This window comes from Actinomycetospora flava (genome assembly GCF_037400335.1).
In the GTDB taxonomy this organism is placed as follows: domain Bacteria; phylum Actinomycetota; class Actinomycetes; order Mycobacteriales; family Pseudonocardiaceae; genus Actinomycetospora; species Actinomycetospora flava.
On sequence record NZ_JBBEGM010000016.1, the window covers coordinates 33051 to 54673 of the forward strand.

Consider the following 21623-nt stretch of genomic DNA (forward strand, 5'->3'; position numbering starts at 1 on the left):
GGGGACCTCCTCTAGGCACGGCGGATCAGGGTCAGGCCGTCGCGCAGGGGCAGCAGCACCTGCTCGACGCGCGGGTCGGCGGCGACGGTCTCGTTGAAGGCGGTGATCGCCTCCCCGTTGGCGGTCGCGCCGTCGCCCCGCCACGGCTCGCCCTGCATCAGCGTGTTGTCGACGCAGACCAGGCCGTGCGGGGCGAGCAGCCCGCCGTCGAGCAGGGTCTCGAGGTAGCCCGCGTAGCCGGCCTTGTCGGCGTCGACGAAGACGAGGTCGAACTGCTCGCCGGCGTCGGCGAGCGCGGTGAGCGTCTGGGCGGCGGGGCCGACCTCGACGGTGATGCGCGCGCCGGCCGGCGAGGCGGCGAACGACCGGCACGCCGCGGCCGCGACCTCGGCGTCGAGCTCGCACGCGAGCAGCCGCCCGCCCTCGGGCAGCGCCTCGGCCATGGCCAGCGCGGAGTAGCCGGTGAACAGCCCGATCTCGAGCACCCGGCGGGCCCGGGTGGCCGCGACCAGCATCTTCAGCGCCTGGCCCTCGACGTGCCCGGAGAGCATCTCCTGCTCGAGGAACACCGCCGCGTCGTCGCGTGCGGACCAGTCGTGCTCGCGGGTCGCGGCCGCCAGTGCGGCCAGCGCCGGCGACTCCGGGGTCGTGCAGTGCTCGAGGTAGGGATCGAGCCCGCCGGCCAGCGTGCGGGCGCGGTCCAGCTCGTCGCGGACGCCGTCGGGCAGGTCCGCGACGCCGTCGAGCCCGTCGGCGACCCGGTCCAGGGTGGCGGCGAGGATCCCGACCGGCGTGACCGGGCGGGCGCTCACCGGCGGAACACCTCGACGCCCTCACCGGCGCGGGGGAGCGCGGCGCAGACCTCGCGGTGCGCGGCCAGGGCGTCGGTGAGCTCGGCGGCGTCCAGGTCGTTGACGAAGAAGCAGGTCCCGATCGGCCGCGGTACCGCGGCGCGCAGCAGGCCGTCGCGGGTCTGCAGGATCGAGTCGGTGGCGCGGGCCAGCAGCTCGGGCGTCAGGTACGGGCTGTCCAGCGAGAGACCGAGGCGGCTCATGAGCCCGAGGACGCGGTCGCGCGCCGCCGCGGTGATGTAGCCGCGGCGCTGGGCGAGCGTCGTCGAGAGCGCCATGTCGACGCTGATCGCGTGGCCGTGGAAGAACGGCTCGTCGGCGGACAGCTCGAGGGTCGGGCTCCAGGTGTGCCCGAAGGCGATGACGCGGTCGAGGTCGAGCTCCTGGAGGTTGGGCACCTCGAGGCGCAGCATCGTCTCGATCGCGTCCCAGGTGAGCCGGTCGGTCACCTCGCGCAGCTCGGGGGAGCCGTCCCTGTGCCCGAACCGGGTCTCCAGCAGCTCCTCGCCGTACTTCTCGAGCAGCTCGAAGATGCCCTCGTTGCCGACAACGGCGATCTTGATGAGCTCGGCCATCCCGTTGCGCACCTGCTCGGTGGGCAGGGTCGCGAGGAACGAGAAGTCGAGGAACACCTGCTGGGAGGCGTGGAAGGCGCCGAGGCGGTTCTTCGCCTTGCCGTGGTTGACCGCGACCTTGATCGCGACGCTGGCGTCGACGAGCCCGATCAGCGTGGTCGGGATGCGGATGTAGTTGGTGGCGCGCCGGAAGATCGAGCACGCGAACCCGGCGACGTCGGTGGTCAGCCCGCCGCCGACGACGAGCACGGGCTCGGTGCGGATCAGCCCGAAGTCGCCGAACGCGTCGATGATGCGCTCGGCGGTGCGCATCGTCTTGTCGCCCTCGTCGATCGCGATCGGGAAGACGGTGAGGTCGAGCCCGTGGTGGTCGAAGTAGGCGCGCATGGCGTCGCCGTGCAGCTCGGCGACGGTCGCGTCGACCACCGCGAGGCAGCGCCCGTAGGGCCGGTAGGCGTCGGCCAGCGCGGTGTTCTCCGGGGCGAAGACGCCGTCGGTGATGACGAGCGAGTAGTCGATCTTCTGATAGCCCTCGACGTGGAAGGCCGTGTCGGTGGCGGTGAGGGTGGGTTCGGCGGTCATGGCACTCCGTCCGGGCGCGCGGCGTCGGACCGCCGGCGGTGCCGACGGTCTGGTGGTGTGACTGGGGCCTGGTGTCAGGCGGCGGCGGTGATGTCCTCGACGGCGAGGCGGTCGACCCGCCGGGTGGCGCCGGGGAAGTCCGTGGTGACGGTGTTCTCGTTGGGGAACGCGAGGCAGGTGACGCCCGCGGCGGCCGCGGCGCGCACGCCGTCGGGGTTGTCCTCGATCGCGACGGCGGACCCGGCGTCCTCGCCGAGCGCCGTCAGCGCGAAGGTGTAGGCGGCGGGGTCGGGCTTGGGCGTGTCGACCTGGTCGGTGGCGACGACGACGTCGAAGTCGTCGGGCCCGACGGCGGGGCCGAGGGCGTCGATCACCGCGAGGACGTTGTCGCGCGAGGTCGTCGTCACGAAGCCGACCTTCCAGCCCTGGCTCTTGGCCGCGCCCAGGGTGTCGAGGACCCCGTCGCGCGGGGCGGCGCCATCGGCGCGCAGCTTCTCGCGGAAGATCCGCGACTTGGTGGCGTGGACCGCGGCGGCGTCGACGTCCTGCCCCTTGTCGCGGGCCTCGTCGGCGATCCGCTGCTCGCCGCCGGCGCGGTCGAGGCGCGAGCGGTAGTCGTCACGGTCCCAGTGCCAGTCCAGCCCGTGCTCGGCGAAGGCCTCGTTGAAGGCGGCCCGCTGGATCTCGGAGGTGTCGGCGATGCTGCTGATCGAGCCGAACAGGAGTGCGCTCACCGCGGTGTCCCTTCACGACGGGGCGCGGGGTGTCGCGCCACGTCGCGGGTCCCCGAGGGGGAGGGGCCGAAACTTCTTCTCCGCGGAGCGGTCGGGCGCAACCGACTCAGCGCGGCTCCGGGGCGGGCAGCGCGTCCCGGACGGCGCGCAGCTCCTGCGCCACGGTGACGAGCCCGTCGGCGTTCACCCGCCGCAGCTCGTCGAGCACCTGCTCGAGCAGGGTGTTCGTGGTCTCCAGGGCCTCGCGCAGGGGCGCGGTTCCGGCGATGTCGCCGAGCATGGGGGTCCTCCTCGTCGTCGGTATCAGGTACTAACGGTACCTGATAGAACGGTGCGTCACACGCCGTTCGCGTGTGGGCCACCGGTGTCGGGAACCCCGTGCGCCGTGACCGATCACGGCTTCTCCCTGCGCGATGTCGTCGTCCGGCGGGGCGACCACACCGTGCTCGACGGCGTCGACGCCGACATCCCGTCCGACGGCATCACGGTGCTCTGGGGTCCGTCCGGGGCGGGCAAGACGTCGCTGCTGCGCCTGCTCGACCGCCTCGACGTCCCCGACTCCGGGTCGGTGTCCTACGGCGGCACCCCGCTCGACGACCTCGACGTGCTCGCCCTGCGCCGCCGCGTGGGCATGGTCTTCCAGCGGGCGACTCCGTTCGCCGGGACCGTGCGCGACAACCTCGCGGTGGCCGCGCCCGCCGCCGACGACGAGGCCGTGCGCCGGGTGCTGGAGCGGGTCTCGCTGGACGCCTCGCTCCTGGACCGTGACGCCGACACCCTGTCCGGCGGCGAGCTCCAGCGGATGTGCCTGGCGCGCACGCTGATCACCGAGCCGGAGGCGGTACTGCTCGACGAGCCGACCTCGGCGCTCGACGAGGAGCCGCGCAGGGCGTTCGAGCGCTCGGTGCTCGAGCTGGCCCGCGACGGCCTCACCGTCGTCTGGGTGGGCCACCACGAGGCACAGGTGGAGCGCGTCGCCGACCGCGTCCTGCGGGTCGAGGACGGGCGGGTGCTCGCGTGACCGTCAGCCTGCCCGGCCTCGCCGTCTCCCTGCTGCTCGTCGGCGTCGCGGCCGGCGTCTCGCTCGCCTGGCGGCTGGGCCTGGAGCTCTCGATCCTCTGGGCCGCGTTCCGGGCGCTCGTCCAGCTCCTGCTCGTCGGCGGCGTGCTCGTGCTGCTGCTCGCGCCCGAGCGGTCGCTGTGGTGGTCGTGGCTGTGGGTGGCCGGCATGATCGCGTACGCCGGGTGGACGGCCCGGCAGCGCGCGCCGGAGGTCCCGCGCCTGCTGCCGATCGCCTCGGTGTCGTTCCTGGCGGCGAGCGCGGTGACGATGCTCGTGATCTTCGGGCTCGGGGTGATGCCGCTGAGCTCGCGCACGCTGGTGCCGATCGCCGGGCTGATCATCGGCAACGCGATGACCGCGACCGTGCTCGTCGGCCGGCGTCTCATCGAGGAGCTGCGCGACAAGCGCGCCGAGGTCGAGGCGCGCCTGGCGCTGGGCCAGCCCTCGTCCCAGGCGTCGCGGATCTACCTGCGCGCGGCGCTGCGCTCGGCGCTCACCCCGCAGATCGAGACCACGAAGGCCACCGGCCTGGTGTTCCTGCCCGGCGCGATGACGGGGCTGATCCTGGCGGGCGTGGACCCGGTGTCGGCGGTGCTCGTGCAGGCGGTCGTGATGTTCCTCGTGCTCGCCGCGGCGGCCACGACCACGACCGTCGTGTCCCTGGGCGTCGTCCGGCGCCTGTTCACCCCGGACCACCGCCTCGTCGTCCCCGCCCGCACGGCCTCCTGAGGCTCGCCGGGTGTTCCAGCGTGGCGGCCACGCTGACGTTGAGCGTCAGGAAAGCCCCCAGGATCATGCTGGGCGGACCCTTTCTTGGCGCCTGTCGTGATCAAGGGTGGCGTGGTGCACCCGCGGCGCTCGCCGGGGTGCACCGGAGCGCCCGTGATCCCCGTCGGGCAGGGCGTGGCCGGCGAGTGCGCGGTCCGGCGGCGAACACTGGCCGGTATCGCTCGCCAGGCGAGCGATACCAGCCAGTAACCAGTACCTCGGCGGCGCGCCATCCCGTTCGTGATCGTGGCGGGTTTCCTGACGTCCAACGCCGGCGTGGCCGCCACGCTGACTCACCCCGTGCGTCGGCGAGCCGCGGCGGACGGCGTGTCGCGCAGCGAGCGTGTGGCATCCCTGGCGTCACACGCCAGGGATGCCGCATCGCTCGTACTAGTCCTGGCGGTAGGTCTCCAGGAACGCGCCGATGCGGGTGATCGCGTCGTCGAGGGTCGCCGCGTGGGGGAGGGTCAGGATGCGGAAGTGGTCGGTGTCGGGCCAGTTGAAGCCCGTGCCCTGCACGACCTGGATCTTCTCCTCGCGCAGGAGGTCGAGCACGAACTGCTCGTCGTCCTTGATCGGGTAGACGTCCGGGTCGAGGCGCGGGAACGCGTACAGGGCGCCGCGGGGCTTCACGCACGAGACGCCGGGGATCGCGTTGAGCTTCTCCCAGGCGCGGTCCCGTTGCTCGCGCAGCCGCCCGCCCGGGGCGCAGAGCTCGCCGATGGTCTGGCGCCCGCCGAGCGCCGCCTGGATCGCGTACTGCGCGGGGGTGTTCGCGCACAGGCGCATCGAGGCCAGCATCGCGAGGCCCTCGAGGTAGTCGCGCGCGTGCTGGCGGGGGCCGGTGACGACGAGCCAGCCGGAGCGGAAGCCGGCGACGCGGTGGGTCTTCGACAGCCCCGAGAACGTCAGCACGACCAGGTCGGGCGCGAGGGACGCGACGTCGTGGTGCACGGCGTCGTCGTAGAGCACCTGGTCGTAGATCTCGTCGGCCATCACCATCAGCCCGTGCCGGCGGGCGAGGTCGAGCAGGCCCTCGAGGACCTCCTTCGAGTACACCGCGCCGGTCGGGTTGTTCGGGTTGATGATCACGAGCGCCTTGGTGCGGTCGGTGATCTTCCGGGCGACGTCGTCGAGGTCGGGCGCCCAGTCGGCCTGCTCGTCGCAGCGGTAGTGCACGGCGTTGCCGCCGGCCAGCGTCGCGACGGCGGTCCAGAGCGGATAGTCGGGCGCGGGGACGAGCACCTCGTCGCCGTCCTCGACCAGCGCCTGCACGGCCATCGAGATCAGCTCGGAGACCCCGTTGCCGAGGAACACGTCGTCGACGTCCACCTCGAGCCCCCGCGCCTGGTAGCGCTGGGCGACGGCGCGCCGCGCGGGCAGGACACCGCGCGAGTCGGTGTAGCCGTGCGCCTGGGGGAGCATCCGGATCATGTCCTGGACGATCTCCTCCGGCGCCTCGAAGTCGAACAGCGCCGGGTTGCCGGTGTTGAGGCGCAGGACGCTGTGTCCCGCCTCCTCCAGCAGGTTCGCCTGCTCGACCACCGGGCCGCGGATCTCGTAACAGACGTCGCGGAGCTTGTTCGACTGGCGGAACTCCACTGGCACTACCCCTCGCACACTCATCCATTGAGCTTCGACACGTCACCGTGCCGCACCCCGGTCTACCAAACGAGGACGTGTGACCGGGAACTCCGGTTGTTCAACTTATTGGTTGAATAACGGGTCCTAGAGCGATACCTTCGTGTCCCGACGAGGAACAGGAGGTCCGTCATGGCCGTGGTGCTGATCGCGACGATGTCGCTCGACGGGTTCATCGCCCGCCCCGACGACTCGGTGGGCCCCATCTTCGACTGGTTCACCGCCGGGGACACCGACGTCCACGCCGGGGACGAGCAGCGCCCGTTCCGCACGGGCCGGGAGAGCGCCGACTGGCTGCGCGAGCAGTGGGGCAAGGCGCGGTCGGGGGTGATCGGGCGCCACCTGTTCGACCACACCAACGGCTGGGAGGGCCGCCCGCCGGCCGGTGAGCACGTCGTCGTCCTCACCCACTCCGTGCCCTCGGACTGGCCGCACTACGGGACGGCGCCGTTCACGTTCGTCACCGAAGGCGTCGAGGCGGCGGTCGCGGCGGCGAGGGACCGCGCGGGCGACGGCGACGTCACCGTCACCGCGGGCGACGTCGGCGGGCAGGCGCTCGCGGCCGGGCTGATCGACGAGGTGGAGATCGACCTGGCCCCGGTGGTGCTCGGACGCGGCAAGCGGTTCTTCGGCGAGGACGCCCCGGAGGTCGTGCTCGACGACCCGTACCTGGTCGTGCCGGGGAACCGCGTGACCCACTTTCGATACAAGGTCCGCAAGATCGGCTGAGCGCAGGGGAACGCATTGCGCGCCCCAGCAAAGTGTGTGCACTATGAGCGGGCTGATGACAAGGAGCCCGTCGATGCCGACCCTCTCCGCGAGTCCCGTCCCCGCCGTCTGGCCCAGCGTCCCGTCCACGGTCCCTGCGACGATGTCCGCGGTCGTCCTCGACCGCTTCGGCCCGCCCGACGTGCTCGCGCTCGACACGGTGCCCACCCCGGAGCCGGGGCCCGGCGAGGTCCTGGTGCGGGTCGCGGCCGTGTGCGTCGGGCGCTTCCTCGACGTGTCCCTGCGCGCCGGGCGCCACCCCGTGAAGCCCGAGCTGCCGCACATCCTGGGCGTGGAGCACGCGGGCACGGTGGTCGCCGTCGGCGCCGAGGTCAGCGGGATCGCCGTCGGCCAGCACGTCGCCGTCTGGCCGGTCCTGGGGTGCGGCGAGTGCGCCGCCTGCGCCGAGGGCGACAAGGAGGCGTGCCCCCGCCTGCGCATCGCCGGCGTGCACGGGCAGGGCGCCTACGCCGAGTACACCGCGGTCCCCGCGGCGGCGGTCTGGGCGATCCCCGACGACCTCGACCCGGCGACCGCCGCGGGCGTCGCGCTCGCGGGCCCGGTCGCGATGAACCAGCTGCGCCGCGCCGGGCTGCGCGAGGGCGACTGGGTGCTGGTCCTCGGTGCCGCGTCCGCGCTCGGCTCGACCACCGCCGAGCTCGCGCGCCACCTCGGCGCGCGGGTCATCGGCACCTCGCGCGCGAGCTGGAAGCGCGAGCGGCTGCTCGGGCTGGGCCTCGAGGCGGCGCTCGACCCGACGTCGGACTCCTTCGCCGACGACGTCCGCGCCCTGACCGGCGGGGCCGGCGTCGCCGTCGTCGTCGACGACCTCGGCGAGCCCGAGATCTTCGCCCGCGCCACCGACGTCCTCGCCCCGCGGGGCGCCGTCGTCTCGTCCGGGGCGTTCCTCGGCGGGACCGTGCCGCTGAACCTGGCGCGGCTCTACACGCTCAACCAGCGGATCCTCGGCGTGCGCACCGGCAACGACGCGAGCGCGCGCGAGCTGTGGGCCGAGGTCGGGCGGGGCTTCCGCCCGGTGGTGGACCGCTCGTTCCCGCTCGAGGCGGCCGCGCTCGCGCACCGCTTCCTCGAGGCCGACGACAACATGGGCCGGATCGTGCTGACGACCGCGGCCGCCGACAACGGCTGAGATCCGAGCAGGAGGAGGACACGTGCGCGAGCCGCCGTGGATGCTCGTCACCCATCACCAGGGCGACGTGTCGAAGGCCGAGGTCGGCGTCCGCGCCGGCGGCGTGATCCGCCGGGCGCCCGACGAGCTCGCCGGGCGCACGATGCTCGAGGTGCTGGGGGAGTGGGACGCGCTCGCGCCCTCGCTGCGCGGGCTGGACGCCGAGCGCCTCGACCCCGTGCCCGGCGCGGTGCTGGCCGCCCCGCTGCTCTACCCGCGCAAGGTGCTGTGCGCGGGCGCCAACTACTACGCCCACCTCGACGAGATGGGCGTCGAGCGCCCCGTCGGCGACGTCGAGCCGTACTTCTTCTTCAAGCCGCCGACCACCTCGGTCATCGGCCCGGACGACGCGATCGTGCTGCCCGACCGCGCCGGCCGGAAGATCGACTGGGAGGTGGAGCTCGCCGCCGTCATCGGGCGCCGGTGCGTCGACGTCCCGGTCGAGAACGCCCTCGACGTCGTCGCCGGCTGGACCGTCGTCAACGACATCTCCTCGCGCGACCTGCTCGAGCGCGCCGACGCGGTGGCGCCGCCGTTCGGCCACGACTGGATCCTGGCCAAGGCCGGCGACACCTTCTGCCCGCTGGGGCCGGGGATCGTGCCGTCGTGGATGGTCGGCGAGCCCCAGGCCACCGCGCTGCGCCTGACGGTCAACGGCGTCGTCAAGCAGGACTCGAGCACCACCGACATGGTCACCCCGATCGACCGGCTGATCGCCGCCGCGAGCCGCGCGGTGACCCTCGAGCCGGGCGACGTCATCGCCACCGGGACGCCGTCGGGCGTCGGCTTCCCGCGGGGCGACTTCCTGGCGGCGGGCGACGAGACCGTCGCCGAGATCGACGGCGTCGGCGCGCTGCGGAACCACGTGAAGGAGAGGGAGGACGTCTCATGGGCACGGTGAACGTCTCGAAGCTCGGCTACGTCGGCTTCGAGACACCCGACGTCGAGCGGCTCGTCGAGTACTACACGAAGGTCCTGGACTTCGTGCTCGTCGAGGGCGACGGGAACGGCGCGTTCCTCACCACGGGCGTCGACCACCACTGCGTGGTCGTGACGAAGGGCGAGGCCAAGGCGCGCCAGGTCGTCGGGTACGAGCTCTGGGAGGACCTCGACAGCGCCGAGGCCCGGCTCAAGGACGCCGGCTACGTCACCGAGCGCCGCAGCGACATCGGCCCGGGCACCCCCGACGTGCTCGTGCTCGACGAGCCGCTCACCGGCGTCGCCCTGCACCTGACCACCGCGCAGGACCCCAGCGGCGTCCAGGGCTTCACGCCCCTGCGCCCCACCAAGCTCGGCCACGTCGCGGCCTACACCCCCGAGCTGGGCCCGATGCAGGCCTTCTACCAGGACCTCCTCGGGTTCCGCTGGTCGGACACCGTCGGCGACTTCTTCGTGTTCATGCGCTGCAACGCCGACCACCACGCGGCCAACTTCATGGCCAGCCAGAAGTACTCGGGCATGCACCACGTCGCCTACGAGATGCGCGACCCGAACCACCTGATCTCGATGCTCGACCACCTGGCCCAGAACCGGTACCGGCTGCACTGGGGTCCCGGGCGCCACGGACCGGGCCACAACCTGTTCACCTACCACCGCGACCCCGACGGCAACGTCATCGAGCTGTTCACCCAGATCGACGTCGTGCACGACGAGGCCAAGGGCTACTGGGAACCGCGTCCCTGGCACGAGGAGTTCCCCATGTACCCGCGGACGTGGGAGGTCGACCTGGCGACGGTCAACCAGTGGGGCCCGATCGACCCTCCGAGCTTGGACCATTGACCGCTCCGAGGTCCGGCTCGTCAGCGCTCCTGCGTCGCGCTGCCGACCGGCGCCGTCGCGGGGGGACCACTAGCTCCCTCGAGCAGCAGGGACAGCGCCGCGTCCACACACGGCGTCCCGTGGCCCGGTGCGTGGCCGTCCACCACGCGCCGGGCCGTGCCCGCGAGGTGGTGCGCCATCGCCATCACGGCCGCACCCCCGTCGCCGGCACGTACCGCGTCGAGGATCGCCTGGTGCTCCTGCTGGCGGGCCGGGAAGTCGTTGCCGTGCTGGTTCTGGTCGATGCGCACGTAGCGCTCGCTCTGCTGGGCGTAGGAGTTGATGGTGCGCAGCACGGTCGCGCCGCAGCGCCCCACGAGCAGGCGGTGGAAGCTGCGGTGCGCGACGGTCCAGCTCGCCATGTCGCCGGCGCGGTAGGTGCGCTCCATCTCGCGGAACGCCGCGGTCGCGCTGCGCAGCTCCTCGCGGCTCAGCTTCCCGGCGGTGAGCCGCGCCCCGAGCGCCTCGAGCGTCACGCGTGCGGCGTAGAGCGAGTCGAGCTCCTCGGCGTCCAGCCCGACGACGCGGCTGCGCTGGTTGGGCTCGGCGGAGATGAGCCCTTCCTCCTGCAGCATCCGGAAGGCCTCGCGCAACGGTGTCCGTGACACGGCGAGGACGCGTGCGAGCTCGGCCTGCTTGAGCTGGGTGCCGGGCGGCAGGTCGCCGCTGATGATCAGGTCGCGCAGGTAGGTGTGGACGCTGACGCTCGTCTGGCGCGGGTCGGGGATGCGCAGCCCGTCCCGTCCACCGATGAGCTCGCCGATCGACACCGGACGAGTGTATGCAGACAGTGGGGCGGACGGGGGTACGAACCCGGTCACGGCACACCGGCGAGGTGTCGCCAGAGGCGGTCGAGCAGGGGCGGCGCGGCCGCACGCCAGGCGTCGACGTCCTCGTCGTCGAGCGACCGGTGCTGGTGGCCGGCCGCCGCGAGGTGCACCCGGCACGCCGCGTCGAGCAGCCACATCCGCGCCACCGCGGTGCCGGGCGTGTCCCCGACGGTCAGCGCGCCGTTCCCGCGCAGCAGCACCGCGTCGGCGTCGGCGAGGGTGTGCGCGGCCGCGGCGGCACGCGCGGGGTCGCGCAGCAGGCGCGCGGGCTCGTGCACGGGAACCCGGCGCCCCAGCCAGGCGGCCTGCCCGTGCAGCGGCGCCAGCTCCCGGGTGACGGCCGCCGCCGCGAACGCCGACTCCGGCTGGGCCCGCGCCACCGCGGCGACGTCGGGGCGCGCGCGGTAGACGGCGAGGTGCGCCCAGGTCTCCGGGGCGGCGCCGGCGGGCAGCTCGTCGGCGGCGAGGTCGACGGTGACGAGGTCCTCGGCGGCGACGAGGCCGGGCGCGGTCGGCGGGGTGACGAGCACCCGGTCACCGATCCGCGCGGACACGTGCCCGAACGCGGTGACGAGGCCGTGGCGGGCGAGGACCCGTGCGGCGAGCGCGATCTGGGCCGGGAGGCCGGTGTCCGTCACGAGACGGGCTGGGCCTCCTGCGCCATGGCGGCGAACAGCGGCGCCAGGTCGATGTGGATGCGCAGCGAGGTCACCTTGCCCTCGGCGTTGCGGTCGAGGATCGACACGCAGGGCAACGGGACGTGGGCGCCGCCGGTGGTCGTGTAGTGCGTGGTGACCTCGAGGACCGCGGTGTTGCCGTCGTTCTCGTCCCAGCGGTTGTGCACCTCGTGGCGCATCCCGCCGATCATCGCCCAGAAGCCCTCGAACGCGTCGCGGATGGCGGCGATGCCGACGGTCGGGGGCTGGTTGCCGAAGATCACGACGGCGTCGTCGGCGTGGCGCGCGACGAACGGCTCGAGGCGCAGCGCGTCGACGTCGGCGTAGTAGTCGGTGATCCAGTCGGACATGGCTGCTCCTCGGGGGATCAGACGGAGGCGCCGGCCGCGATCTTGCGGACGGCGTCGAGCGTGGCCGCGACGGCGGCGCGGTACATGCCGGTCATCCGGTCGGCGTGGGCCTGCTCGCCCGCCGAGCCGCCCGGCTCGCCCGCCACCACGAGCGCGAAGCTGAAGCGCAGCGTGAGCTCGGTCGGATCCCCACCCACCCCGTCGCCCTCGATCTCGTTGGCGATCGTCCCGAGCACCGGCCCGGCGATGCGGGTGAACACCACGCGGTGCGGGTGCTCCAGCGTGATCCGCTCGGTGAACGCCTCGCCCTGGAGCACGATGTCGCGGTCGAAGACGGTGTCGCTGTACCGGGCGGTGACCGTGCAGTCGGTGATGGCGGGGACGAACGGCAGCGCGTTCTCGGCCTTGCGGACCAGCCCGTCCCACAGCGCGTCGCGGGTGATCAGCGGCTCGCCGGGGTCGTTCACGGGCAGCGCGTGGGTCACGAAGATCATGGACGGATCCCCTCCGGGATCAGCTGAGGTTGTGTGATGGGTTTCTGGGTGGGGCCCAGCCACATGTCGATCGAGCCGCGCTCCGCCGGGTCGAAGAACCGGGGACGCCAGGCCGCCTCGTCGGTGATGCGGCGGACGCCGTACGAGTACTCGTAGGTCAGGCCCTCGGGGCCGAGGAAGTACAGGAAGACCGCGCCGGACTGCGGGTGGCGCCCCGGCCCCATCTCGATGACGACGTCGTGGTCCTGCAGGTGGTGCCAGTTGCGGAAGACGTCGTCGAGCTCGGCGACCTGGAAGTTCACGTGGCACAGGCCCGGCCGGTCGCCCTGGAAGACCGCGAGCTTGTGGTGGACCTCGTCGATGCGCATGAGGCAGGCCGCGTCGCCGATCCAGTCCGAGGCGCGGGCGTTGAACGTCGTCGACCAGAACCGGTGGGCCTCGGTGATGTCGGGCGCGTCGAGGCAGAGGTGGCCGAACTCGGTGATGCCCGAGCCTCGGGCGAACCGCACCGGGCGCGCGAGGGTCTGCTGGCCGACGACCAGCTCGATGCGGTTGCCGAAGGGGTCGTCGAACGCGACGAACTCGCTCACCCGCCGAGAGCGGGCCTCGGCGGCGTCGCCCCGGCGGACGGCGAAACCGCGCGTCTCGAGCTCGGTCTCGGCGAGGGCGAGCGCGCCGGGATCGGCCACCGTGAAGGCCGAGGCGATGACGCCGCTGACCCCCTCGACGAAGGCCAGGCAGTGGTGCCGGCCGTCGGCCCGCAGGTGGGCCACGCCCGGCTCACCACCGTCCACGTGCTCCAGACCGACCACCTCGGTCGCGAACCGCACGGCGCCGGCCAGGTCGGCCGCACCGGAGCGGACGTAGGCGATGTCGACCAGCTCGATCACCCGTCCAGAGTGGATACAGTTGGAGGTGATGTCAACCACTCCGTTGGACCGGTCGGCTGCCTTCGCGCCGATTGACGGCGTCACCAAGGTGTGCACACTCTGGAACGCATGAGCACCCTCCCGGCCGACGCCGCCCGCGCCCCTGCCCCGACGCCTCCACCCGGCGGACGCCTCGCCGGCAAGCGGGTGCTCCTCACCGGCACCGCGGGCGGGCAGGGGGAGGCCGCGCAGGCCGCGTTCGTCCGCGAGGGTGCGCGCGTCGCCGGCTGCGACGTGCAGGACGGCGCGGCCGAGGGCACCGCGGCGGTGCTCGCCGCCGAGGGCCACGATGTCGTCGGCAGCACCGTCGACCTCGCCGACCCGGTGGCCGCGGCCCGCTGGGTGGAGGAGAGCGCCGAGCGCCTCGGCGGCATCGACGTCCTCTACAACAACGCCGCCGGCGCGGGGTTCGCGCCGTTCGACGACATGTCGCTCGACCTCTGGCGCCACGTGCTGCACGTCGAGCTCGACATCGTCTTCCACACGACGTCACCGGCCTGGCCGCACCTGCTCGCGAGCGGCAACGCCTCGATCATCAACACCGCCTCGATGTCCGGGCTGCGCGGCATCGCTCCGCTCGGCCAGGTCGCGCACTCGGCGGCCAAGGGCGGCGTCATCGCCATGACGCGGTCGCTCGCCGCCGAGGGCGCCGAGCGCGGGGTGCGCGCCAACGCGATCTCCCCGGGGTTCGTGACCTCCCCGGCCACCGACAAGTTCGTCGGCGAGGAGCTGCGGAACTTCCAGATGGGCATGCACCTCATCCGCCGCCCCGGCACCGGGATCGACGTCGCCGCCCTCGCGGTCTACCTGGCCAGTGACGAGTCGGTGTGGGTCACCGGCCAGAACATCTCCGTCGACGGCGGGGTCACGGCCGGTTTCCGCTGAAGCGCTCCCAGTCCTCGGGGTCGTGGGTGACCCAGACGGGGGCGTCGTGGGTCGCTGCGAGCCCGATGAGCCGCTGCAACGAGGCGAGGGCGTCGGCGCGGACGGTGTCGGCGGCCATCGGCGCCGGGCGCTCGAGCGCCTCGTGCAGATGGGCGGTGTCGCAGGACAGGAGCAGCGGGCCGTCGGGCAGGCGGACCAGGACGCTCGTGTTGCCCGGGGTGTGCCCGGGCATCGCCAGCACGACCACCGCCCCGTCGCCGAACACGTCGTGGTCGCCGTCGAGGAACGTCCAGTCGCCGTCACGCACGGGGTCGAGGTCGGCCTGGCGGGCGATCGCGGCGACGTCGGGGTCGCTGCCGTCGACCGCGCCCCGGTCGCCCGCCCCGAGCAGGAACCGCGCGTGCTGGACGTGGCGCAGCCCGCCGGTGTGGTCGAAGTGCACGTGCGACACGACGACGTGGGTGACCTCGGCCGGCGCGACCCCGGCGAGCGCCAGCTGCCGGTCGAGCCGCTGCTCGGGCGTCATCGACACCATCCCGCCCAGCTCCTCGCCGTAGGTCCCGACCGGGTCCTCGGCAGCCTCCGGGGCGAGCCCGGTGTCGATCAGCACGAGGCCGTCGTCGTGCTCGACGAGGAAGCTCGGCACCACCAGCTCGACGGGCCCGGGGGCGGCGCCGTCGAGCATGTCGGCGCGGTCGAGCGTCAGCCGCGCCCCGTCGAGCGCGACGAGGCGGCGGGCCGTTCCGGGGGACACGGCCGGGGCGTACCCGGCCGGGAGGCGGGCTCGTCGACGAAACGCTTCGGAAATCGGAGCGTTCTCACGAAAGAGTCGCCGCCCTCCCGGGGAGCGGGTAGCCGAGTCGCATGTCCGACCGACTCGAGTTCTTCTTCGACCCGATCTGCCCGTTCTGCTGGGTGACGTCCCGGTGGGTGGTCCGCGTGGCCGAGAAGCGTCCCCTCGAGGTCACCTGGCGCCCGGTGTCGCTCGCGATCCTCAACGAGGAGATCAGCTACGAGGAGCGCAGGAAGGCGTCGCCGGACTACCCCGACAGCCACGTTCGCGGTCTCGAGATGCTGCGCGTCGTGCACGCCGCGCGCGAGCAGCACGGGCCCGAGGTCGTCGCCGACCTCTACACCGCGCTCGGCGAGCTGGTCTGGGACGCCGACCCGCCCGAGGGCGACGACTTCGAGGCCGTCATGGGCGAGATGGCGCGCCGCCGCGACCTGCGCCCCGCCCTGGAGCGCGCCGGGCTCCCGACCGATCTCGCCGACGCCGCCGACGACACGTCCCGCGACGACGCCCTGCGCACGGAGACCCAGGAGGCCGCCGAGCGCTGCGGCGGCGGTGTGGGCACCCCGATCCTGTCGTTCGACCCGCCCCGGCGGGAAGGAGACGAGCCGGGCCCGGCCCTGTTCGGCCCCGTGATCGACGCGCCGCCGGAGGGCGACGACGCCCTGCGCCTGTGGGACGCCGTGCAGACGCTCGCGCAGTGGCGCGGGTTCGCCGAGCTCAAGCGCACGACCCGCTCGTTCCCCGACACCCCGATGTCGGCGAAGATCGCGAGCACCGGGACGACGGTCCGGTAGCTCAGGTCCGGTAGCAGTACGAGTCGGAGGATGCGTCCCCGCCCTGGAGACGCACCTGGTGCACGCGCCGGCCCCGGAACTCCTCGCCGTGCGGGAAGAACCGGGGATCCGGGGTGAAGCCGCCGTCGGGCCACACGTCCAGCTTCGCCATCCAGGCGCCGACGCCGTCGGGGTAGAACTGGTCGTCCCAGGCCCCGTACAGCGAGTTGGTGACGTAGACGCGGCGCCCGTCGCGGCTCACCTCCACCATCTGCGGGCCGCCGGACAGCGGCTCGTCGGGCTTCCCGGGGTGCGGGCGGCGGGCGACGATGCCGCCGAGCCGCAGCGATCCGACCTCGCGCGGGTGGGCCGGGTCGCTGACGTCGTACTGCTTGAGCTCGCCGGTGCCCCAGCAGGACACGTAGAGGAAGTGGTCGTCGACGGACAGGTCGATGTCCGTGACCAGCGGCGGGACGGCACCGAACGGCTTCAGCGCCGGCGGGAGCAGCGACGGGTCGGCGGGCTCGGCCGGGATCGTGATGACCTTGTCGACCTCCCAGGGCCCGTCCGGGTCGGCGCGGTGCCACCGCCACACCGAGGCGGACAGGTCGGCGGTCGAGATGACGACGCCGACGTAGCCCCAGGTGGCCTCGGGGTCGTGGGACGGACGGATCTCGAGCACCATCTGGTGCTCGCTGCCGAGGTCGACCGACTGCTGGTGCACGCCCTTCGCGAGGTCCCAGAAGTGCAGGTGGTGGCCGTAGTCGCCGCCGAGGAGGTGCTCGGGCACGAGCCCGTCCTCGATCATCGACGGCGTGCCCCACTCGCTGGAGACCAGCACGTTCCGGTTGAGGTGCCACCAGGCGTCGTAGTGCAGCCGCTGGGGGCCGCGGTCGGTCTCCCAGGGGCCGACGACGTCGAAGGTCGTGTGGTCGAGCAGCGCGATCCCGCCCGGGCCGTCGGGGTCGTCGAGGGGGCCGCCGACGCACGTCAGGAAGATGCCGTCGGGCCCGCAGTGCAGCGTGTGCGGGCGGGAGTAGCCGGCCTTCGACGACAGCTCGGCGGCGGCGATCGTCCGCGCCAGGTGCGGCGCACGCGGGTCGGGGTGGGTGTCGAGCACGTGCACGTCCGACGACCGCAGGCCCGGCACGAGCAGGTAGCGGCGGGAGAGCCCGTCCACGTCGTGACCCTCGTGCTGCAGGGCGCTGCTGCAGGCGTTCCAGCCGAAGTGGTGCAGCTCGGCCCCGGCGGGCAGGTCGGTCCACCCGACGACGCGGCCGTACTGCTCGGAGCGCGCGTCGACGTCGACGACCGCCATCGCGTCCGGGAGCTCCCCGGACCGGTCGAAGGCGGCGACGTACGCGAGCCGCTCGGGCGGCGCCGCGGCGGCCGCGGCGGGGGATCGGTAGAAGGTCGGGTCGGTGGTCGACGAGGTCATCGGACCCCCCGGGCTCGGCGGCAGGTATGACCAGCGTCACAGCACCGCTGAGCAGGGGTAAGGCGTCGTCCGGCGCAGGTGGCTGAGCCGGTCAGGGCAGGAGCTCGGGCAGCCCGAAGCGTGCGTGGTGCTCCGCCCCGATGAACGACGTGACGGCGGCGATGCGGTCGCCGCGCAGGGTCAGGACGTCGATCGACCACGGCCGGTGCGGGGCGTCGGCGGGCTGGTCCGGCGGGCGCAGGTACGAGGCCACCGCGACCTGGCCGTTGGCGACGACCTCGAGGTGGCGCCACGACCCGCAGCCGCCGCTCGCCGGCACGGCGCGCGCGAACGCCGCGACGTCGGCGAGCCCCGCGTACCAGCACCCCATCGGCGGCATGGACCAGGTGACGTCCTCGGTGAGCAGCGCGACCAGCGCGTCGGCGTCGCCCCGCTCGAGTGCGGAGGAGTAGCCGGTGACGATCGCGCGCAGGCGGGCGTCGTCGAGCTCGCGCAGGGTGCGCTGCTGCCCGATGTCCGGCACCTTCTCGCTGACCAGCTTGCGGGCCCGCTGCAGCGCCGAGTTCACCGACGCGGTGGAGGTGTCCATGGCGGTCGCGATCTCGGCGGCCGAGAAGCCGAGCACCTCGAACAGCACGAGCGCCGCGCGCTGGTTGCCCGGCAGGTGCTGCAGGGCGGCGACGAAGGCGAGCTCCACCGCCTCGCGCTCCTCGGCGCGCGCGCCGGGCTCGTCGGGGTAGGGGCCGAGCCACGCGACCTCGGTGAGCGGCACGTCGGCGGTGACGACGCGGTCGCTCGCGGCCGCGAGGTCCATCGGCAGGGCGCGCCGGCCGCGCGCATCGACGAGGTCGAGGCACACGCGGGTGGCGACCGTGTAGAGCCAGGTGCGCAGCGAGCTGCGGCCCTCGAAGCCGCCGAGCTTGCGCCACGCGCGCACGAGCGTGTCCTGCAGCGCGTCGTCGGCGTCGTGCGACGAGCCGAGCATCCGGTAGCAGTGCGCGTGCAGCTCGCGGCGCAGCGGCGCGACGAGCCGGCCGAAGGCGGCGTCGTCCCCGTCCCGGGCGCGCTCGAGGTCCGTGTCGGCGACCGTGGTCTCGCTCACCCGTCCGAGTCTGCCGCAGCGGTGTCGTCGTCGGAGCCGTCGTCGGGGCCGTCGTCGGGGCCGTCGTCGGGGTCGTTGCCGGGACCGGACTGCTCGAAGGCGTCCGAGACCTCGTCGAGGAACAGCGAGATCGCGGCCGGCATCGACTCGCGGAACGTCGCGAGCAGCGCCTGGGCGGCCACCGGCTGCAGGGCGCCGACGACGTCGCGCACCTGCTGGGCGCGGTGCCCGGGCAGCCCGTCGCCGACGTAGTCCGCCCACACCGTGCGCCGGAAGAGGTCGACGAAGCGCGAGGTGACGGCCCCGACGTGCGTGGTCAGCTCCTCGCGCATGACGACGAGGTCCCGGGCGGACATCCCCAGGCGCACGGCCTCGGCCCCGGCGCGGACGAGGCCGGGGTTGGGGACGCGGATCCGACCGCCGTCGAGGTGCAGGACGAGCCCCGCGTCGACGAGCGCCTGCCACGTCTCGCCGGAGACCTCCACCCCGAGCCAGTCCGGCAGCTCGGCGGCGGCCATCTCCAGCGCGGGCTCCGGCGACCACGGCGCGAGCATGTGGAGGTACTGCGCGAGGGCGTCCTCGGCCGACTGGCGCGGCGTGGAGGCGACGAGCCGTTCGATGGCCGCGAGCGCGAACCCCTGGTCCTGGAGCTGGGTGATCAGCTCGAGGCGGGCGAGGTGCTCGGGGCCGTAGTAGCCGGTGCGGCCCTGCAGGCGCGGCGGCGGGAGCAGGCCGCGATTGGCGTGGGCGCGGACGTTACGAACCGTCATGCCGGCTCGTTGCGCCAGCACGTCGACCGTCATGCCGCGTCCTGCTTCCCCCGTGTCCACCGACGTCCACGCTAGGTGATGGGCCTTCGTGACATCGCCAGGCGACATATGTCACGTGATCGTGTTTCGTGGCGCGGCTCACCGGACATACACAGGCAACGACCGAGTAACTGTTACGCCCAGTTCCTGGTACCAACGGTACCGTGTAGCGTGGTGGAGGTGAGCGACGTGAGCGAAGGGCAGACCCCCGGCCGACTCCCCCGCGGCGTGCGACGTCTGCGGAAGGTGGCCTCCCGCTTCACCACACCGCTGCTCCCCGACGACTACCTCTCGCTGATCAACCCCCTGTGGTCGGCCCGCGAGCTGCGCGGCAAGGTCGTCAAGGTCGTGCCGGAGACCGAGGACGCCGTCACCCTCGTCATCAAGCCCGGGTGGGGCTGGTCGTTCGACCACCAGGCCGGGCAGTACGTGGGCATCGCGGTCTCGGTGGAGGGGCGCTTCCACTGGCGCTCCTACTCGCTGACCTCGCCGCCGCGCAAGGACCAGGGCCACCTGTCGGTGACGGTCAAGGCGATGCCCGAGGGCTTCCTGTCCAAGCACCTCGTGGAGGGTCTCGAGCCCGGCACCATCGTGCGGCTCGCGCCGCCGAGCGGCGAGTTCGTGCTGCCCGACCCGCCGCCGAAGAAGATCCTGTTCCTCACGGGCGGCAGCGGTGTCACCCCGATCATCGCGATGCTGCGCACGCTCGACCGCCGCGGCACCATGCCCGACGTCCTCGTCGCGCACTCCGCGCCGGACCAGGACAGTCTGATCTTCTCCGACGAGCTCGACCGGCTCGCCGAGAAGCACGAGAACCTGCGCGTGCACAAGCAGTACACCCGCGCCGACGGCCACCTCGACCTCGACAACCTCACCGACCTCTGCCCCGACTGGCAGGAGCGCCAGACCTGGGTGTGCGGGCCGAACGCGCTGCTCGACGACGCCGAGCGCGTCTTCACCGACGCCGGCCTCGAGGACCAGCTGCACGTCGAGCGGTTCTCGGTCGACCTCGCGGGTGGCGAGGCCGAGGGCGGCACCGTCACGTTCAAGCAGTCGGGGGTGGACGTCGAGATCGACGGCGCCACCACCCTGCTCGAGGCCGGCGAGCAGGCCGGCCTGCAGCTCCCGTTCGGGTGCCGCATGGGCATCTGCCACACCTGCGTCGTCCCGCTGCGCCAGGGCGTCGTGCGCGACCTGCGCGACGGCACCGAGCACCGGGCCGACGGCTCCGGTGGCGCCGACTGGGACGCCGTGAAGATCCAGACCTGTATCGGCGCCGCCGCCGGCGACGTCGTGCTCGACGTATAGGACAACCCCCCTCGGGAGGAAGACCCGTATGGCCATCGCCGACGTCAAGGAGTTCGCCCACCTCACCGAGGCGGACGTGGAGGCTCTCGGTCGCGAGTTCGACCAGATCCGCGCCGACTTCGAGGAGAAGCGCGGCGACGAGGACGCCGCCTACATCCGCCGACTGATCACCATCCAGCGCCGGCTGAACGTGGCGGGGCGCGCGATGCTGTTCGGCAGTCACCGCCGCGAGCTGTGGTGGGCCGGTGCGCTGACGCTGGCCGTGGCCAAGATCCTCGAGAACATGGAGATCGGCCACAACGTCATGCACGGCCAGTTCGACTGGATGAACGACCCGGAGATCCACTCGGCGACGTGGGAGTGGGACAACGTCTGCCCGGCCGACCAGTGGAAGCACTCCCACAACTACCTGCACCACACCTATACGAACGTGATCGGCAAGGACAAGGACGTCGGGTACGAGATCCTCCGCGTCCGCTCCGACCAGCCGTGGCACCCCTACTACCTCACGCAGCCCGTGGTCAACACGATGCTGATGCTGGCGTTCGAGTACGGGGTGTCCCTGCACGACCTCGACATCGAGGGCCTCCGCAAGATGGAGCTCGAGGACCCGGAGGAGTTCAAGCGCAAGCTCGAGGGCATCGCCCGCAAGCAGGCGCGCCAGATCGGCAAGGACTACGTCCTGTTCCCGGCGCTCGCCGGCAAGAACTTCCGGACGACGGCCACGGCGAACCTCACGGCGAACCTCATCCGCAACATCTGGTCCTACGCGATCATCTTCTGCGGGCACTTCCCGGACGGCGCCGAGGTGTTCACCGAGGAGGAGCTGGAGAACGAGACGCAGGGCGAGTGGTACCTGCGCCAGCTGCTCGGGTCGGCGAACTTCACCGGCAACCGGCTGATGCACATCATGTCGGGCAGCCTCGGCTACCAGATCGAGCACCACCTGTACCCGGACCTGCCGTGCAACCGGTACCCGGAGATCCAGGAGCGCGTACTCGCGCTGTGCGAGAAGTACGAGCTGCCCTACACCACGGGCTCGTTCCCGCGGCAGTTCTGGCAGGCGACGCGGTCGATCTGGCGCCTGTCGCTGCCGGCCAAGAAGCTGCGGGAGGCCTCCGAGCGCCGTCAGGCCCGGGGCCTGCCGCGCAGCGCCGGCGTCGTGCGCGCCGAGGGCGACCACGCGCCGTCGACGCCGCAGACCGCGCCGGCGCCGCCGAGCACCCCGAAGCACCCGCAGTCGTAGG

24 protein-coding genes are annotated in these 21623 nt (G+C 72.9%); 10 read left to right on the plus strand and 14 right to left on the minus strand.

All coding sequences use genetic code 11. From position 1 onward, the window contains the following. Positions 1-11 precede the first annotated feature (11 nt). From WCD58_RS28890 to WCD58_RS28905, 4 genes are all read right to left on the minus strand, one after another. The gene (locus WCD58_RS28890; protein WP_337706582.1) at positions 12-812 is read right to left on the minus strand and encodes an O-methyltransferase; all 801 of its coding nucleotides are present in this window, start codon (positions 810-812) and stop codon (positions 12-14) included. Next, positions 809-2008, minus strand: coding sequence for a sedoheptulose 7-phosphate cyclase (locus WCD58_RS28895; protein ID WP_337706583.1), 1200 nt, complete (start codon positions 2006-2008; stop codon positions 809-811). The genes WCD58_RS28890 and WCD58_RS28895 overlap by 4 nt, the downstream gene beginning before the upstream one ends. A gap of 74 nt (positions 2009-2082) precedes the next feature. Further along, complete coding sequence (locus WCD58_RS28900) at positions 2083-2742, minus strand: HAD family hydrolase (RefSeq protein ID WP_337706584.1); 660 nt, start codon at positions 2740-2742, stop codon at positions 2083-2085. A gap of 106 nt (positions 2743-2848) precedes the next feature. Continuing rightward, on the minus strand, positions 2849-3022 hold the full coding sequence (locus tag WCD58_RS28905) for a hypothetical protein (RefSeq protein WP_337706585.1): 174 nt from the start codon (positions 3020-3022) through the stop codon (positions 2849-2851). A gap of 105 nt (positions 3023-3127) precedes the next feature. Between WCD58_RS28905 and WCD58_RS28910 the strand changes: the two genes are divergently transcribed. Both WCD58_RS28910 and WCD58_RS28915 read left to right on the plus strand, forming a co-directional pair. Further along, positions 3128-3763, plus strand: a complete 636-nt coding sequence (locus tag WCD58_RS28910; protein WP_337706586.1) for an ATP-binding cassette domain-containing protein — start codon at positions 3128-3130, stop codon at positions 3761-3763. Further along, entirely contained in the window at positions 3760-4533 is a 774-nt protein-coding gene (locus WCD58_RS28915; protein WP_337706587.1) for an ABC transporter permease, read from the plus strand. The genes WCD58_RS28910 and WCD58_RS28915 overlap by 4 nt, the downstream gene beginning before the upstream one ends. Positions 4534-4962: 429 nt before the next feature. Here WCD58_RS28915 and WCD58_RS28920 read toward each other — a convergent pair whose 3' ends face one another. After that, positions 4963-6174, minus strand: a complete 1212-nt coding sequence (locus tag WCD58_RS28920; protein WP_337706588.1) for a pyridoxal phosphate-dependent aminotransferase — start codon at positions 6172-6174, stop codon at positions 4963-4965. Between the two features lie 171 nt (positions 6175-6345). Between WCD58_RS28920 and WCD58_RS28925 the strand changes: the two genes are divergently transcribed. The 4 genes from WCD58_RS28925 (at position 6346) to WCD58_RS28940 (ending at position 9949) form a co-directional block, all read left to right on the plus strand. Beyond that, positions 6346-6942: a dihydrofolate reductase family protein gene (locus WCD58_RS28925; protein WP_337706589.1), complete on the plus strand. Its 597-nt coding sequence runs from the start codon at positions 6346-6348 to the stop codon at positions 6940-6942. Positions 6943-7015: 73 nt separating this feature from the next. After that, positions 7016-8131 carry an alcohol dehydrogenase catalytic domain-containing protein gene (locus WCD58_RS28930; protein ID WP_337706590.1) on the plus strand — a complete coding sequence of 372 codons (1116 nt, stop codon included), beginning with the start codon at positions 7016-7018 and terminating at the stop codon, positions 8129-8131. 22 nt (positions 8132-8153) lie between these two features. Then, complete coding sequence (locus WCD58_RS28935) at positions 8154-9071, plus strand: fumarylacetoacetate hydrolase family protein (RefSeq protein WP_337706591.1); 918 nt, start codon at positions 8154-8156, stop codon at positions 9069-9071. After that, positions 9059-9949: a VOC family protein gene (locus tag WCD58_RS28940; protein ID WP_337706592.1), complete on the plus strand. Its 891-nt coding sequence runs from the start codon at positions 9059-9061 to the stop codon at positions 9947-9949. Before WCD58_RS28935 ends, WCD58_RS28940 begins: the two co-directional genes overlap by 13 nt. A 20-nt stretch (positions 9950-9969) precedes the next feature. On the opposite strand, the gene WCD58_RS28945 is transcribed toward WCD58_RS28940, so the two are convergent. Genes WCD58_RS28945 through WCD58_RS28965 form a run of 5 tightly spaced genes read right to left on the minus strand, consistent with a single transcriptional unit; the run spans position 9970 to position 13229 of the window. Beyond that, on the minus strand, positions 9970-10758 hold the full coding sequence (locus WCD58_RS28945; RefSeq protein WP_337706593.1) for a GntR family transcriptional regulator: 789 nt from the start codon (positions 10756-10758) through the stop codon (positions 9970-9972). A 47-nt stretch (positions 10759-10805) separates the two neighbouring features. Next, a complete protein-coding gene (locus tag WCD58_RS28950) occupies positions 10806-11456 on the minus strand; it encodes a class II aldolase/adducin family protein (RefSeq protein WP_337706594.1) in 651 nt (216 codons plus the stop codon). After that, positions 11453-11845, minus strand: a complete 393-nt coding sequence (locus tag WCD58_RS28955) for a nuclear transport factor 2 family protein (protein WP_337706595.1) — start codon at positions 11843-11845, stop codon at positions 11453-11455. The genes WCD58_RS28950 and WCD58_RS28955 overlap by 4 nt, the downstream gene beginning before the upstream one ends. 17 nt (positions 11846-11862) lie before the next feature. Continuing rightward, complete coding sequence (locus tag WCD58_RS28960; protein ID WP_337706596.1) at positions 11863-12339, minus strand: SRPBCC family protein; 477 nt, start codon at positions 12337-12339, stop codon at positions 11863-11865. Beyond that, complete coding sequence (locus tag WCD58_RS28965; protein ID WP_337706597.1) at positions 12336-13229, minus strand: VOC family protein; 894 nt, start codon at positions 13227-13229, stop codon at positions 12336-12338. The genes WCD58_RS28960 and WCD58_RS28965 overlap by 4 nt, the downstream gene beginning before the upstream one ends. A gap of 108 nt (positions 13230-13337) precedes the next feature. On the opposite strand from WCD58_RS28965, the gene WCD58_RS28970 reads away from it, so the two are divergent. Then, positions 13338-14153, plus strand: coding sequence for an SDR family NAD(P)-dependent oxidoreductase (locus WCD58_RS28970; protein ID WP_337706598.1), 816 nt, complete (start codon positions 13338-13340; stop codon positions 14151-14153). On the opposite strand, the gene WCD58_RS28975 is transcribed toward WCD58_RS28970, so the two are convergent. Next, entirely contained in the window at positions 14134-14907 is a 774-nt protein-coding gene (locus tag WCD58_RS28975) for an N-acyl homoserine lactonase family protein (protein WP_337706599.1), read from the minus strand. The genes WCD58_RS28970 and WCD58_RS28975 overlap by 20 nt on opposite strands. 110 nt (positions 14908-15017) lie before the next feature. Here WCD58_RS28975 and WCD58_RS28980 point away from each other — a divergent pair, with 110 nt between their 5' ends. Continuing rightward, the gene (locus tag WCD58_RS28980; RefSeq protein ID WP_337706600.1) at positions 15018-15740 is read left to right on the plus strand and encodes a mycothiol-dependent nitroreductase Rv2466c family protein; all 723 of its coding nucleotides are present in this window, start codon (positions 15018-15020) and stop codon (positions 15738-15740) included. A gap of 1 nt (position 15741) precedes the next feature. Here WCD58_RS28980 and WCD58_RS28985 read toward each other — a convergent pair whose 3' ends face one another. From WCD58_RS28985 to WCD58_RS28995, 3 genes are all read right to left on the minus strand, one after another. After that, the gene (locus WCD58_RS28985) at positions 15742-17157 is read right to left on the minus strand and encodes a selenium-binding protein SBP56-related protein (protein ID WP_337706601.1); all 1416 of its coding nucleotides are present in this window, start codon (positions 17155-17157) and stop codon (positions 15742-15744) included. A 91-nt stretch (positions 17158-17248) separates the two neighbouring features. Continuing rightward, positions 17249-18259, minus strand: a complete 1011-nt coding sequence (locus WCD58_RS28990; RefSeq protein WP_337706603.1) for a sigma-70 family RNA polymerase sigma factor — start codon at positions 18257-18259, stop codon at positions 17249-17251. Next, positions 18256-19137 (minus strand): MerR family transcriptional regulator, encoded by an 882-nt coding sequence (locus WCD58_RS28995; protein WP_337706604.1) that lies wholly within the window; start codon positions 19135-19137, stop codon positions 18256-18258. The genes WCD58_RS28990 and WCD58_RS28995 overlap by 4 nt, the downstream gene beginning before the upstream one ends. 111 nt (positions 19138-19248) lie before the next feature. Between WCD58_RS28995 and WCD58_RS29000 the strand changes: the two genes are divergently transcribed. Beyond that, positions 19249-20376, plus strand: a complete 1128-nt coding sequence (locus tag WCD58_RS29000) for a ferredoxin reductase (protein WP_337706605.1) — start codon at positions 19249-19251, stop codon at positions 20374-20376. 28 nt (positions 20377-20404) lie between these two features. After that, positions 20405-21622 carry a fatty acid desaturase family protein gene (locus WCD58_RS29005; protein ID WP_337706606.1) on the plus strand — a complete coding sequence of 406 codons (1218 nt, stop codon included), beginning with the start codon at positions 20405-20407 and terminating at the stop codon, positions 21620-21622. Position 21623: the final 1 nt, after the last annotated feature.